The sequence below is a fragment of the Promicromonospora umidemergens genome (assembly GCF_024171995.1).
Classification (GTDB): domain Bacteria; phylum Actinomycetota; class Actinomycetes; order Actinomycetales; family Cellulomonadaceae; genus Promicromonospora; species Promicromonospora umidemergens.
Window position 1 is genome coordinate 253,216 of the sequence record NZ_JAMTCT010000006.1, and the last position, 14,272, is coordinate 267,487.

General features: G+C 71.4%; 10 protein-coding genes. 3 read left to right on the forward strand and 7 right to left on the reverse strand.

All coding sequences use genetic code 11. The features are described from left to right. Positions 1-39 precede the first annotated feature (39 nt). The 5 genes from APR04_RS13120 to APR04_RS13140 form a co-directional block, all read right to left on the reverse strand. Entirely contained in the window at positions 40-402 is a 363-nt protein-coding gene (locus APR04_RS13120) for an RNA-binding S4 domain-containing protein (protein ID WP_253870920.1), read from the reverse strand. A 105-nt stretch (positions 403-507) separates the two neighbouring features. After that, on the reverse strand, positions 508-2,949 hold the full coding sequence (locus APR04_RS13125; protein ID WP_253870921.1) for a beta-xylosidase/alpha-l-arabinosidase: 2,442 nt from the start codon (positions 2,947-2,949) through the stop codon (positions 508-510). Positions 2,950-3,037: 88 nt separating this feature from the next. Continuing rightward, entirely contained in the window at positions 3,038-3,898 is an 861-nt protein-coding gene (locus tag APR04_RS13130; RefSeq protein ID WP_253870992.1) for a carbohydrate ABC transporter permease, read from the reverse strand. 23 nt (positions 3,899-3,921) lie between these two features. After that, positions 3,922-4,896: a carbohydrate ABC transporter permease gene (locus APR04_RS13135; RefSeq protein WP_253870922.1), complete on the reverse strand. Its 975-nt coding sequence runs from the start codon at positions 4,894-4,896 to the stop codon at positions 3,922-3,924. Between the two features lie 4 nt (positions 4,897-4,900). After that, positions 4,901-6,208: an ABC transporter substrate-binding protein gene (locus APR04_RS13140; protein ID WP_253870923.1), complete on the reverse strand. Its 1,308-nt coding sequence runs from the start codon at positions 6,206-6,208 to the stop codon at positions 4,901-4,903. A 244-nt stretch (positions 6,209-6,452) separates the two neighbouring features. Between APR04_RS13140 and APR04_RS13145 the strand changes: the two genes are divergently transcribed. Continuing rightward, complete coding sequence (locus tag APR04_RS13145) at positions 6,453-7,511, forward strand: LacI family DNA-binding transcriptional regulator (RefSeq protein ID WP_253870924.1); 1,059 nt, start codon at positions 6,453-6,455, stop codon at positions 7,509-7,511. A gap of 353 nt (positions 7,512-7,864) precedes the next feature. Further along, positions 7,865-9,001, forward strand: a complete 1,137-nt coding sequence (locus tag APR04_RS13150) for a GNAT family N-acetyltransferase (protein WP_253870925.1) — start codon at positions 7,865-7,867, stop codon at positions 8,999-9,001. A gap of 12 nt (positions 9,002-9,013) precedes the next feature. Here the strand turns inward: APR04_RS13150 and APR04_RS13155 are convergent, their stop codons facing one another. Further along, the gene (locus APR04_RS13155; protein ID WP_253870926.1) at positions 9,014-11,425 is read right to left on the reverse strand and encodes a glycoside hydrolase family 3 C-terminal domain-containing protein; all 2,412 of its coding nucleotides are present in this window, start codon (positions 11,423-11,425) and stop codon (positions 9,014-9,016) included. 112 nt (positions 11,426-11,537) lie between these two features. Here APR04_RS13155 and APR04_RS13160 point away from each other — a divergent pair, with 112 nt between their 5' ends. Further along, positions 11,538-12,662 (forward strand): GNAT family N-acetyltransferase, encoded by a 1,125-nt coding sequence (locus tag APR04_RS13160; protein ID WP_253870928.1) that lies wholly within the window; start codon positions 11,538-11,540, stop codon positions 12,660-12,662. Positions 12,663-12,672: 10 nt separating this feature from the next. On the opposite strand, the gene APR04_RS13165 is transcribed toward APR04_RS13160, so the two are convergent. Then, positions 12,673-14,166, reverse strand: a complete 1,494-nt coding sequence (locus APR04_RS13165; protein ID WP_308292346.1) for a M81 family metallopeptidase — start codon at positions 14,164-14,166, stop codon at positions 12,673-12,675. Positions 14,167-14,272 lie beyond the last annotated feature (106 nt).

The following is a 14,272-nucleotide window of genomic DNA, read 5'->3' on the forward strand; positions in this document are numbered from 1 at the left end:
CAAATCCCGCAAATCATCCAGAGCTCACCCGGGTGAATCTCAGGAACCGTCCCGGCCGCGCAGCTTGTCGATCTCCCGCCGCTCGCGCTTGGTCGGCCGACCCGCACCACGGTCGCGCAGGCCCACCGCCTCGCGCTCGACCCGCGTGGGCAGGGCCGGGCTGTGGTCCAGGTACGCCTTGGCCGCCAGGGGCGCGCCGACGCGCTTGGGCAGCAGCTCCATCACCTCGACGTCCCGATCCCTGAGGGGGTCGCGCCACGTCACGCGATCACCGACGGCGACGGACGCCGATGCCTTGGCCACCTTGCCGTTGATGCGGACCCGGCCGCTGCGGCACAGGTCGGCGGCGACCGACCGGCTCTTGGTCAGTCGCACCGCCCACAGCCAGACGTCGATGCGCATCGGGCCATCCTCCCACCGCCGGCTCCCATCGCGGGCTCACACCGCCGGCTCCCACCGCGGGCGACCGACCTGATGAGGTCGGCCGCCCGCGCGGGAATCCGGGTGTCAGCGTGCTTCGGTGACGCCGACCCACCGCGCGTCAGCGGTCGTCACCTCGTGCACGTCACCCGTGATCGCGACGACCCGGCGGGCCGCCTGCGGGACGACGTGCGCGAGAGCGTCCGGTGCGTCGTTCGGCTCGTTCAGGTCGGCGATACCCTCCGCCACCACTCTGACAACGCTGTCGGCCGCGTGCGCGCCGACCCACACCTCGACGTCACCGGGCTCGACGACGCGCACCATCCTGCGGTCGGTGAACGCGAACCGAGCGGTCGGCACGTCGAACGTGACGGTCGTGGACTCCCCCGGCTCCAGCGTGACCCGGTGGTAGCCGAGCAGCTGCGCCGTTGGCCGCGCGACCGACCCGTGCACGTCGTGGCCGTACAGCTGCACGACGTCGGACCCGGCCACCTCACCGGTGTTCGTCACCGTCACGACGGCGCTGAACCTGCCGCCCGCCTCGACGGCCGGGTCGACGGAGACCAGCTCGCGCGCGAACGTCGTGTACGACAGGCCGAACCCGAAGGCGCGCAGCGGCGTCGAGTCGGTAGCCGTCACCTCCGACGCGCCGCCCAGGATCGGGTGCAGGTAGGAGTACGGCTGCGAGCCCGTGGAACGCGGGAGCGACACGGGCAGGCGCCCGGAGGGGTTCACCCGGCCGGAGACGACCCCCGCGAGCGCGGTGCCACCCTCCTCCCCCGGGAAGAACGCCTGGAGCACCGCGCCGGGGCGCTTGGTGCCGGGCTCGTCCGTACCCGATGGATCGAGCGCCCAGCCCACCGCGTACGGACGGCCGGTGATCAGCACCATGACGACGGGCTTGCCCGCTGCGAGCACTGCCTCGACGAGCTCGCGCTGGACCCCTGGCAGCTCCAGCGACTCGCTGTCGTTGCCCTCACCCACGGTGCCGCGGCCGAACAACCCTGCCTGGTCACCCACCACGACCACCGCCACGTCGGCGGCCGCGGCGGCGGCGACGGCCTCGGGGAACCCGGAGGTGTCGTCGCCCTCGACGGCACAGCCCTCTGCGAACGTGAGCTCGGGGACCGGCAGGCCCGCGCGGCCGAACTCCGTGGCCAGGGCGTCCGCGACGGACGGGATGTCGAACCCGACCGGGACACCCGGGAAGTGCGCGAGCACATGGTTCGGGAACGAGTAGCAGCCCATCAGCGCCTCGGGGCGGGCGGCGTTCGGCCCGATCACCGCCACGCGGGCCGGCTTGTCGTCCCACGAGCCGAGCGGCAGCACGCCGTCGTTCGAGAGCAGCACCACGGACTCCTCGGCGAGGCGCCGGGCGACGTCGCGGTGGGCGGGCGAGTCCAGGTCCACGACGGCGGGCGGCGCGCCCTCGAACGCGTCCGGCTCGAGGAGACCGAGCTCCTCCTTCTGCTTGAGCGCACGCAGCACCGACCGGTCCACGATCTCGACCGGCACGGTCCCGTCCATGACGAGCGCGGCGAGCGGCTCGAGGTACGCGTCACCCGACGGCAGCTCGATGTCGACACCTGCTTCGAGCGCCGCAGCGGCAGCCGCGCCGCGGTCGGCCGCGATGGCATGCATGACGCTGAGGAACGCGACGCCGAAGTAGTCGGCGACCACCACGCCGTCGAATCCCCACTGGTCGCGGAGCAGGTCCGTCAGGTACTCGCCCGACGAGTGCATGGGCACGCCGTCGACGTCGTTGTACGACGCCATGACGCTACGCACCCCGCCGTCGAGCACCGCCATCTCGAACGGTGGGAGGTAGATGTCGGCGATCTCGCGCGGCCCCGCGCTCACCGGGGCGTGGTTGCGCCCCGCCTTGGAACCGGAGTAGGCGACGAAGTGCTTGAGCGTCGCGTGCACGCCCGCGCCCTGGATCCCACGGACGTAGGCGGTGCCGACGGTCCCGACGAGGTACGGGTCCTCGCCGATGCACTCGTCGACCCGTCCCCAGCGGGGGTCGCGGACGACGTCGAGCACGGGCGCCAGCCCCTGGTGGATACCGAGCTCGCGCATGGACTCGCCGATGACGCGGCCCATGTCTGCCACGAGGTCGGGGTCGAACGACGCCCCCCACGCGAGCGGCGTCGGGAAGGTCGCCGCCTGCCAGGCCGCCAGGCCCGTGAGGCACTCCTCGTGGACCAGGGCAGGGATCCCGAGGCGCGTCTCGCGCTTCAGCCTCCGCTGCTCCCCCCAGAGCCACGCCGCCCGCTCGACCGGGTCGACCGGCCGCGTGCCGTACACCCGGGTGTAGTGCCCCAGGCCGTGCTTCGTGATCTCCGGGAGTGCGGCGGCCTGGCCACCGGCCATCTCGCCCTGCATCGGTGCCACGACGTTGCCGCCCTGGTCCAGCCAGTACCCGACCAGCTGTGCCAGCTTCTCCTCGAGAGTCATCTGTGCGTGCAGCGCGCGCACGCGCTCCGACACCTCGGGCATCCCCTGAAGTGCCACCGGCAGCTCCGTCATCGAATTCCTTTCTCGACCTGCTTTGTCAGCCCTGCTTGAAACGTGGTCCGCCCGGAGCGGGACCCCTGCGCGGCGAGCCGCGTCCTCCTCAGCCCTTGACGGCACCCGTGAGTCCGCCGACGATGCGCTTCTGCATGGCGAGGAAGAACACCAGGGCGGGGATCATGGCGAGCGTCGTGAAGGCGAACACGCCCGCCGTGTCCGATGCGTGCTCCGACGAGAAGTCGGCGACACCGAGCGGCAGCGTCCGCATGTCCGACTGCAGCAGGAGCAGCGGCAGCAGGTAGGCGTTCCACGACCCGACGAAGGCGAGCACGCCGACCGTCACCATCCCTGGGCCGGACAGCGGCAGCAGGATGCGCCAGAAGAAGCCGATCCGAGACGTGCCGTCGAGCTGCGCCGCCTCCTCGAGCTCCTTCGGGAGCGCGGCCAGGAACGGCCGGAGGATCACGACGGTCACGGGCAGGGCGAACGCCGCCTGCGGCAGCGCCACGCCGATCCACGTGTTTCCCAGCTGCAGGTTCTGCGTGATGAGGATGAAGAGCGGGACGATCGCCACCGTGGCGGGGAAGAGCAGGCCCACCACGAAGACCATGAACAGCCCCTCGCGGCCCTTGAACTCGTACCGAGCCAGCGGGTAGGCGGCCATCACCCCGAACACCACGGTGATCACCGTGGTCAGCACGGCGACGATCGTCGAGTTGAGCGCGTACTGCCAGAAGCTGGCGCCGGTCAGGACACCGACGTAGTTGTCGAGCACCCAGGGGCCCGGCAGGCCGGACGGGTTCTCGGCGATCTGTGCGTTGGTGCGGAAACCGCCCAGCACGCCGTAGAGCACCGGCCCAAGGGTGAGGGCGACGACCACGAGGGAGATCCCGTAGACGAGCGGGCTGCCGCCCCCGAAGGAGCGACCCTTCCGTGTCCGGCCGCTGGTACTGGGGGCGCGCATCAGGACGTGCGCGTTGGGAGCGCTCACCGGATCACCTCTCTCGTCTTCTTCTTCCGCGTCACCACGTCGGGCCGTGTGTCCCGGCTCAGGACGAGCTGCTGGTAGAGGACGGCCATGACGAGCGCGATGACGAACAGGATCACGGAGGCAGCCCCAGCGATACCGAAGTTCTGGCTCTGGGTGCCCTGGTTGATGAGGTAGGTCGCCATCGTGGTCGTGGAGTTGGCAGGACCGCCGCCGGTCAGGATCCAGACCATGTCGAAGAGCTGGAGCGATCCGATCATCGACAGGAATGCCCAGGTCCGCATGGTCGGGCCGAGCAGCGGGACGGTGATGGTGCGCTGCACCTGCCACCAGGTGGCACCGTCGAGCTGGGCCGCCTCGTAGAGCTCCTCGGGCACGCTCTGCAGGCCGGCCAGGAACAGGATCACGGCCAGGCCGAGGTACTTCCAGGTGAGGACGACGAGCACCGTCCACAGCGCGAGCTCCGGGTCACCGAGCCAGCCCTGCTCCGGGGCTTCCAGCCCGACGGAGCCGAGCAGGTTGTCGATGACGCCGTACTGCGGCTGCAGCAGCTGGAACCAGACCACGCCCGCGATGACCTCGGCCAGCACGTACGGCACGAAGATGATCGTGCGCAGGAGGCCCTGACCCCACATCTTGCGGTTGAGCAGCAGCGCGATGGCCAGGCCCAGCGGGAGCTGCACCACGATCGAGCCGCCGACGATGATCAGGTTGTGGATCACCGCGTCGACGAAGACGTCGTCGTTCAGCACCGTCAGGTAGTTCCGCAGGCCGACGAAGTCGGTCAGCGGGCCGAATCCCTTCCAGCGGAACACCGACAGCTGGACCGCCGTGATGATCGGCCAGATCACGAAGAGTGCGAACAGCGCCAGGGCGGGCGTGACGAAGAATGCGATCTCGAGGCGCTTGCGCCACGCCGAACTCACCTTGCCACGGCTCACCTTGTCGCGCCCGCCCTGGGCTGTTGACGTCACTGGCTCACTGCTCCGCTTCAGCAGCGGCCTGGATCGCGTCGACGACGTCCTGCGGGCCCGCCTCACCGGCGAACAGGAGGGCGATCTCGTCGTTCATGGCGCCACCGACGGACTGGCCGAGGCGGGTGTCCAGGTAGAGCTGGGTCACGCCACCGCCGTCACGCACAGGGATGAGCTGCGCGAGGGTCTCGTTCGTGAGCGAACCGGTCGCCGCGGGATTGGTCGGCAGGCCCATGTCGCGCTCGGCGAAGCCCTGCTGGACCTCGTCCGTGAGGAGGTAGTTGGCGAACTCGACCGCCACGTCGGGCGCCGCGGACGAGACCGACCAGGCGTCGCCGCCGCCCATCTGGTCGACCGGGTCGCCGCCCTGACCCTCGAACGTCGGGAACGCGAACCAGCCGAGGAAGTCGGGCACCTTGCCGTCAGCGGTGAGGTCGCTGGCGGTCGTGGGCTCCCAGTGGCCGGCGAGCTCCATCCCGACCTTGCCGGTCGCGAGCAGGCCGGAGGCCGACGTCGGGCCGGTCTGCGCCGGGGTGGTGAGGAAGCCCCTGTTGAAGGGCTCCTGCGCGAGGATGTCCTCGACGTGCTCGCCCGCCTCGAGGAAGCACGGGTCGGAGTAGTCGGCGCTGTCGATCGCGGCCTCGACCGTCTCGTACGGGCACTCCCTGACCACGCCGTAGTACCAGTAGTGCGCGGCCGGCCACTTGTCGCCGGCGCCCACGGACAGCGGGGTGGCCCCGGAGTCCTTCAGCTTTTCGACGTAGCCGTCGAACTCCTCGATGGTCGGGCTCGGCGACACCTCGGTGATGCCGGCCTTCTCGAAGATCTCCTTGTTGTACCAGAAGCCGACGAGGCCGATGGAGTAGGGCAGCGCGTAGACCTTGTCGTCCACCGTGTACTGGTCGGTGAAGTTCGAGATCGTGCTGATCGTGTCGGCGGAGTCCTCGGTGAGGTCACGCACGAGGCCGGCCTCGACCTCGGCGCCGAGCTCGCCACCGCCACGGCTCATGTAGACGTCCGGGATCTGCTCGTCGTCGCCGGACTGGAACGCCGCCTGGAGCTTGGTCAGCATGTCCTGGTGCTCCATGGCCTCGATGTTCACCGTGGCACCGGTCTCGGCCTCGAAGTCGGCGGCGACCTGGGCGTAGTACTCCTCGCCGTCGCCACCGTTCGAGTTGTGCCACCAGGTGAACTCCTGGGCCTCGGCGTTCTCGCTCGAGTCGCCGCCGTCCGGGTCGGAGCTGGCTCCGATACAGCCGGACACGAGCAGTGCGACGGTGCTGCCGAGCGCGACCAGTGCCGTTCCGCGCATCTTCCTCATCATTGTGGAACCCCTTGTAAGTCGTCATCGACGGTCGGCAGGAGGCTGCCGGTTGACGGACGACAAGGTCCGTCAGTCAGGACTGTGGCAGCCGGTCATGGGTTTCGTCAATCGGTTTCGATATCGATTTCGAAACGGCGGGCCCCAACAGACACACGTGGTTGCCCGGGGTACTCTCACTTCCGTGCACAGTGGGACAGGCTCACCCGGGTCCACTGCCGGACCGGGTGACAGCGTGACGAGCAGTCCGGGGACCCCGGAACCCTTCGCCACCCAGGAACGTGCGACCGGCCGCGCCACCATCACCGACGTCGCCCGCGTCGCCGGAGTCTCCGTCGCCACCGTCTCGAAGGTCGTCAACGGCCGGTACGGCGTGGCGGCGGCCACCGCGGAGCGGGTGCTCGGTGTCGTCGCCGACCTCGGCTACGAGTCGTCCCTCGTCGCGCGCAGCCTGCGCCGTCGGCAGACGAACGTGATCGGCGTGCTCGTCGCCGAGTTCGAGCCGTTCAGCACGGAGCTCCTCAAGGGCATCTCCGCCGCCATCGACGGCACCGGCTACGAGCTGCTCGCCTACTGCGGCGACGCCGGGCGCTCGGACCACGTGGGCTGGGAGCGCCGCTCGCTGTCGCGCCTCGCCGGCACCCTGATCGACGGCGTGGTGATCGTCACGCCCACGCTAGCGCTCCCGGTGCACGAAGGCGTCCCCATCGTCGCCATCGACCCGCACACCGGCCCCACCGGGCCTGCCACCGTCGACTCCGACAACCTGGGCGGCGCGCGCACCGCCACCGAGCATCTCATCGCCCTCGGCCACACCCGCATCGGCTACCTGGGCGGACGCTCCGACCTGGAGTCGGCCCGCCTCCGCGAGCTGGGTTTCGTCGAGGCGATGACCGCAGCAGGCCTCACCCCGGACCCGAGCCTCGTGCTCGAGGGCGGCTACCGCCCGGACCGGTCCGACCGGCCCACGCACGACCTGCTCGAACGAGCCGACCGGCCGACCGCCGTCTTCGCCGCGAACGACCTGTCGGCCATCCACGTCATCCAGGTGGCCCAGGAGCTGGGGCTGCGCGTCCCGGAGGACCTGTCGGTCATCGGGTTCGACAACGTCCCCGAGGCCGCCGCGTCGACCCCACCCCTGACGACCATCGCCCAGTCCCTGCACGAGATGGGCGCCGAGGCGCTCCGCATGGTCATCGCGATGCTCGAGTCGGGCACCACGGCCAGCAAGCACACCCGCCTGCCCACGCGGTTGGTCGAGCGCGCGAGCACGGCTCCCCCGCCTGCCGCGTAGTCAGACGCACGCGCTGGCACGGGTGGCGGTTCGTGGGTGTGTGCGCCGGTGTGGGTGTGCGGGCGCCGAACCGCAAGTTGTGGGCCCTTGGCGGCGTCGAACCGCAAGCTACGAGCCCAACGGCCCCCTCTATGGACTCGTAGCCTTCGGTTGAACGGCTATCAGCACGCGTAGGTTGCGGTTCGACGCCGATGGGCCGGCGTCAGCACGCGTAGGTTGCGGTTCGGCAGGACTACCGCGCCCTGACCGACCGCACCGCCGTCGGACAGGCGATCTCCGTGGCCGCCTGACCCGGTGCCCCGGCCCGCCGAAATAACCTCGCCGCCGACGGCGGGCCGGGGCACCCTGGTGGGATGACCTCGCCCACCGGCCGCACGCCGGCACAGACGCCGTGGCACGTCCTCGAGGTGGCGGCCGTACCGTCCGTCGACCACCCCGACGCCTGGGCGTACCACGGCATGGCCACCGTCGACCGGGCAGTGGAGACCGCGACCCTTGGGCACGACGACCTCGCCCGCCCGGCGCAGCAGATGGTCAGCGGGATGCTGCATCAGGAGTACGCGCGCAAGCAGCGGTTCGTCGCGGTCCTGGACCGGCCCGACGGCGGTGCGCCGACCGCTGACGATGTCGTCGGCTTCGCGTTCCTCGCGATGGCGCTCAAGGACAACACGCACACCGCCGACGTCTATGTGGGCGTCCGTCCGGACCACCGGCGGCAGGGCATCGGCACGGCCCTGACTGCGCGGGCCGAAGAGGCTGCCGCCGGCTCCGGGCGGACCACGTTCTTCAGCTGGTCGCTGTCGCCGCGCGAGGCCGCCGACGACGAGGACGCGCTGGTGCCGGCCACCGGCGTCGGACGATTGCCCGCCGACACCGCCGGGGTCCGGTTCGCGCTCGACCGTGGGTACACCGTCGAGCAGGTGGAGCGGATGTCGCGGCTCGACCTGCCCGTGGATCCCGACGAGCTGGCGGCCTTCGAGGCGGGGGCGCGCGCGAAGGCCGGCGACGACTACCGGACGCATACGTGGGAGGGCATCCCCACGAAGTGGCACGCAGGATACGCCCAGCTCATGGCCAGGATGTCGACGGACGTACCGCAGGGCGAGCTCGACTTCGGCGAGGAGACGTGGGACGCCGAGCGGGTGCGGGTCTATCTCGAGGACCGGGCCGACAGCGGCCAGCGCCTGCTGACCACCCTCGTGGAGCACGTGCCGTCGGGCGAGATCGCGGCCGGCACGTCGTTCCTGCTGCAGGACGGCAAGCCGGCGTTCGTGTTCCAGGAGGAGACGATCGCGGTGAAGTCCCACCGCGGGCACCGGCTCGGCATGCTGGTCAAGGCGGTCAACCTGCGCGAGCTCGCCGCCCGGTACCCGCAGACGGAGCGCGTGCACACGTGGAACGCCGAGGAGAACGCGCACATGCTGGGCATCAACGTCGCCCTGGGCTTCCGCCCGTCGGGCGCGGAGGCGGCCCTCCAGAAGAAGCTCTGATTCTTGTGGGCGCTACTTCTTGCGGAGGCGGCCGGTCAGACCCAGCACCTTGCCGGTCGCGCGGGTGACGACGCCGCCGGTGCCGTTCGCGACGTCCAGCAGCTGCCGTACCTGCCTGTGCGTCACGCCAGAGCCGGGCTGGTAGGGGAGGCGGCCGAGGGGCATCGCCCTGGTCATGACCATGACGTCGTCGGACAGGCCGGCGCCCTTCAGCATCCCCGTGACCGTCGGGCCGATGACGGGGTGCGCCATCGCCTCGCCCAGCGAGGACTCGGTGGTGAGCGGGGTGACAAAGCCGTCGGCCGGTACCTCGATCTCGGCGGACGCCCGCAGATCGCGGCTCGACGCACCCACCTCGACGCGATAGGTACCGCCCTCGACCCGCCACCGGTCGGTGCGGACGTCCCAGTACGCGAGGTCGTCGCGGGCCACCGTCAGCTCCACCTCCCGGGACTCACCCGGCGCGAGGTCGACCACCGCGAACCCCACCAGGGCGCGCGGTGCCCGCGGAACCGCCGAACCCGGCAGGGATACATAGCACTGCACCACCTCGCGCCCCGCGACGCCGCCGGAGTTGGTGACGGTCACGGGGGCGGTGAGGCCTACGCCGTCGGCCTGCCCTGCCCCGACCCTCAACCCCGAGTACGCGAACGTCGTGTACGAGAGGCCGTGGCCGAAGGGATACTGCACGGCCAGGTCGCGCGCGTCGTACCAGCGGTAGCCCACGTAGATGCCCTCGCCGTAGGTGACGCGCAGGCCCGTGCCGGGGAAGCTCGTCCAGGCCGGGGTGTCCTCGATCCGGAGGGGGATGGTCTCGGCGAGCCTGCCGGACGGGTTGACGCGCCCGAACAGCACGTCGGCCAGTGCGCCGCCGCCCGCCTGCCCCAGCAGCCAGCCCTCCACGATCGCGGGCACCCGGTCCGCGAAACCGGACAGACGAACCACCGAACCGTTGGACAGCACCACGACCACGCGCTGGTTGACCTCCAGCACCCGGTCCAGGAGGTCGAGCTGGACGGCCGGTAGCTCGATGTCCGGGCGGTCGCGGCCCTCCGCCTCGGCCGACTGCGGCAGCCCCGCGAAGAAGACCACCACTGCCGCGTCCCGAGCGGCGGCTACCGCGTCGGCGGCCAGCGCCTCGGCGGCGTCGGCCGGCCGCCTCCGGAGCCGCCCGGCCGCACGCCTGCGGCGGGTCGCGCCGGCAGGGTCCAGCGCGTAGCCCGGCGCGAAGACGACCTCGGTGGCCGAGTCCTCGATCGCGGCGAGGGCGTCGTCGAGCTGGGTCGGAACGATCTGGGACGAGCCCGAGCCCTGATACCGCGGCGTGCGGGCGAGCTCGCCGACCACCGCGACGCGCGTCCGCGGGGTCAGCGGCAGCAGACCGCCGTCGTTCTTGAGCAGCACCACCGCGCGGCTCGCCGCCTCGCGCGCCAGGGCGTGGTGCGCGGCGTCGTGCCAGGCCTCGGGGTCGTGGCCGCGTTCGGCGAGCAGCGCCGCCTCACCAGGTACCGCCTCACCAGGCACCCCCTCCCCACGCGCCGTCTGCGCCGCGAGCGCCAGGGTGACGACCCGGGTGGCCGAACGGTCGACGTCGGCCAGGTCGAGGGCGCCCGACCTCACGGCCCGGACGATCTCCTTGACGCGGGCCTCCCCTGCGGCGGGCATCTCCAGGTCCAGGCCCGCACGGATGCCGGCGATCCGGTCGTTGACCGCCCCCCAGTCGGACATGACGAGGCCTTCGAAGCCCCACTCACCACGCAGGATGTCGGTGGTGATGCGGCGGTCCTCGCCGGTGTGGGTGCCGTTGACGCGGTTGTACGACGACATGAGCGTGGCAGGCCGTGCGGTGGTGACCACACGCTGGAAGCCGCGCAGGTAGATCTCGCGGAGGGTGCGCTCGTCGATGTCGGCGGAGACGCGCATGCGCTCGGTCTCCTGGTTGTTCGCGGCGAAGTGCTTGAGGCTCGTGGCGACGCCGCCCAGCTGGATGCCGGTGACGAGCGCCGCGCCGATCTCGCCGGCGAGCAGCGGGTCCTCTGCGACGTACTCGAAGTTGCGCCCGCACAGCGGGCTGCGCTTGATGTTGATGCCGGGACCGAGCACGACGTCGACGCCGCGCTGCTTCGCCTCCACGGCCACCGCCTCGCCCACGCGCCGGACCAGGCCGACGTCGAACGTGCTGCCGAGCGCGACCGCCGGCGGGAAGCAGGTGGCGGGGACGGCGCCCTCGATGTCACCGACGTCGGGGGCGAGCCGACGGACGCCGTGGGGGCCGTCCGCGAGGAACGCCGAGGGGACTCCCGGGACCTCGGCCGTGGTCCAGAAGGAGGCGCCGGACAGGAGCCGCGCCTTCTGTTCGAGGGTGAGCGTCCGGACGATCACCGCGGGTGCCGCCGGGGTGCTGGGCTGCGGCCTCTTCGTCATGCGGTCACGTTATCGGTGACCGCGGCCGGGTGACCGCGGCCGGGTGACCGCGATCGGACGGCCGCGCGAAAAAGCCGTGCGTCCCGAGAACCCCGGAGAGCACCCTGGGCTCATGACTCCACCCTCCGCAGTGCCTGCCCCGACGACGTCGACGTGGCGGCTGATGGATGTGCCCCGCATCTCCTCCCTCGACGACCCCGAAGCGTGGCTGTATCGGGGGATGGCGCAGCTGCACGCCGCGGCGGAGCTGGCCGATCTCGGCAACGCGGACGCCGCACCGACCCCGGTCGGGATCATGGTCGCGCTGAACAACCAGGACTACGTGCGCAAGCTGCGTCGGCTCGCCGTCGTGGACACGCCCGATGGTCCGCAGGTGGTGGGGAACGCCGTCCTGAATCTCCAGGTCCGCTCGAACCGGGAGCTGGCGATCGGCCTGATCGTCGTGCATCCCGAGCACCGTCGGCAGGGCATCGGCACGGCGCTGGCCCAGTGGGTGCGCGCAACGGCCCACGCGGAGGGGCGGACCTCGGTCCTGGCACCGGTCGACTTCGGCGCCGAGCAGCCCGACGGCGGGGTGCTGGCCCCTGCGTCGGGCAACGGGCACGTCTCCGAGGACCTGCCGGGAGTTCAGCTGGCGCGGAAGCAGGGCCTGGACCTGCAGATCGTGGAGCGCCGCTCGCGCGTCGACCTGCCGGTCGCGCCCGAGGTGGTGGAGCGGTTCGAGGCCGATTCCCGTGCCGCCGCAGGTGACGCGTACCGGGTCCACACCTGGACCGCACCAACGCCGGAGGAGTGGATCGAGCAGTATGCCGCGCTGGAGCAGGCACTTGCCGACGACGAGCCCCGCGGCGGCCTCGACATGGAGTCGGACGTCTGGGACGCCGAGCGCATCCGTGGCGAGGAGGCGGCGATCGCCGCGAAGGGCGACGAGTACGTGGTGACGGCCGCCGAGCACGTGGCCACGGGCAGGCTCGTCGCGATGACGATGCTGCTGTGGAACGACCAGAAGCCTGACCACACGGACCAGCAGGCGACGGTGGTGCTCAAGGCGCACCGCGGGCACCGGCTCGGGATGCTGGTCAAGGCAGTGAACCTGCGCGAGCACGCACGGCTGCGGCCCGGATCCCAGCGGATCTACACCTGGAACAACGAGGAGAACCCGCACATGCTGGCGATCAATGTCGCGCTCGGCTTCGCCCCGGCGGGCGGCTGCGCGACCTTCCAGGGTCCGCTGTAGACCTCCTTCGTCAGAGGAGGCGAGGAGTCAGGTCTGGGCCATCGCCGAATGCCTCGTCGTCGTCGAACGGGTGCACCGGGCCGCCAAGGTTGGTGTGCCGGAGGCGGAGCAGGTCCTGGTCGACGCCGCCAGGGGTGAGCATGAGCATCCAGTCCTCCGCCATGTCGTACAGCTCGGTCTCGAGGGTGCCGATCTTCACGATCACGACGTCGGTGCCGCGCGGGTCGAGGCCGATCGCCGTGAAGTCGGACTCCAGGTGATAGGGCCGGCGGCGCTCGGTCAGGACGACCTTCAGCCCGCCGGCGGCCACGACGCACACGTTCCCCGCCAGCGGGTCGTCGGTGCGCACGTGCTCGACCACGCCCCGCAGCGTCAGGGGCCCGCGCGGGCCGTCGTCGATCCTGGCGCCGGCCGTCACCTCGACGACGGCGCCCACCCCGGCGTCGGCGACCGCGCGGGCCGCCTCGGGATCGGGCAGCGAGGCGTAGATGGCGCTCCGACCGCCGGCCTCGGCCGGCACGGTGAAGACCGGCTCCGCCAGGAGCCGCGCGAGCGTCCAGGTGACGTCGCCGGCGCCGCCGGCCATGGGGTTGTCGCCCGAGTCCGACAGGACGAAGGGCCGCGCGTCGCTCGCCAGCACCGCCGCCAGGCACTCCTCGTAGGTGCCGGCCGGCGTGACGAGCCCGAACTGGTCACGGGCGTCCCAGTACCGGCGGGCCAGCCGCTCGGCCTCGCGGGAGATGAGCGCGTCGTCGTCGCCCATCACGACGACGGCGGCCCGGCAGCGCGGCTCGTCCGCCCAGGCGTAGCCGACCCAGACGGAGGCGTCCAGCACGCCGTCCAGCGCGCCGACCCGCGCGACGTCCTCGTAGATGCCCTGCGCGGGTTCGAGCCGCGTACTCGTCTTCTCCCCCGGCAGCAGCACCGGGACCGGCACCCAGGCCTTGCGCGGCCGGCCCGCACCGTCGATCCGGCGCAGCAGGTTCGTGGCCGCACGCTCCCGCGCCTCGTCGTCGTCCTCGTGCGGGGTCATGCGGTGGCAGGTGATGAGATCGACGATCTCTGCGAGTTCCCGCGACACGTTGCCGTGCAGGTCCATGGAGGCGGAGACCAGGCAGCCCGGCCCGACGGCGGCGCGCACCGTCCGCATGAGGTCCGCCTCCGCGTCGGTGTACCCGAGCACCGCCATGGCGCCGTGGATGTCGAGCAGCACGCCGTCGAACGGGCCCTGGGCCTCCAGGGCCAGGCCGATCTCGGCGCGAATCGTCTCGTACACGTCGGCGGGGACAGCACCGCCGGGGAGTGCACCGGCCCGCAGGATTCCCACCCATTCGGCCTCTCGGCGCAGCGGAGCGCCGTCCCGGAGGAACGGATACCGCCGGACCAGCTCGTTGCCACGCAGAAGAGTGAACGCCTCCCAGCCCGAGCGGTGCGGGGAGAACGTGCTGGACTCGATGGCCATGCCGCAGATCGCGATCCGCGGTCGCTGGTGGGTACGGGTCACGCGCGCAGTGTAGGCGGGACGGGTTACGACTTTGTACGCATTTCACGGCAAAAGGCCAGGTGGTCGGCAGTCGGGCTGCCGGTCACCTGGCCTCGTACCGGTCGCG

What these genes read in the sequence shown, in the direction of transcription:
- APR04_RS13120 (WP_253870920.1), bottom strand. Translation starts at nt 402, where the DNA reads ATGCGCATCGACGTCTGGCTGTGGGCGGTGCGACTGACCAAGAGCCGG.
- APR04_RS13125 (WP_253870921.1), bottom strand. Translation starts at nt 2,949, where the DNA reads ATGACGGAGCTGCCGGTGGCACTTCAGGGGATGCCCGAGGTGTCGGAG.
- APR04_RS13130 (WP_253870992.1), bottom strand. Translation starts at nt 3,898, where the DNA reads ATGCGCGCCCCCAGTACCAGCGGCCGGACACGGAAGGGTCGCTCCTTC.
- APR04_RS13140 (WP_253870923.1), bottom strand. Translation starts at nt 6,208, where the DNA reads ATGCGCGGAACGGCACTGGTCGCGCTCGGCAGCACCGTCGCACTGCTC.
- APR04_RS13150 (WP_253870925.1), top strand. Translation starts at nt 7,865, where the DNA reads ATGACCTCGCCCACCGGCCGCACGCCGGCACAGACGCCGTGGCACGTC.
- APR04_RS13155 (WP_253870926.1), bottom strand. Translation starts at nt 11,425, where the DNA reads ATGACGAAGAGGCCGCAGCCCAGCACCCCGGCGGCACCCGCGGTGATC.
- APR04_RS13160 (WP_253870928.1), top strand. Translation starts at nt 11,538, where the DNA reads ATGACTCCACCCTCCGCAGTGCCTGCCCCGACGACGTCGACGTGGCGG.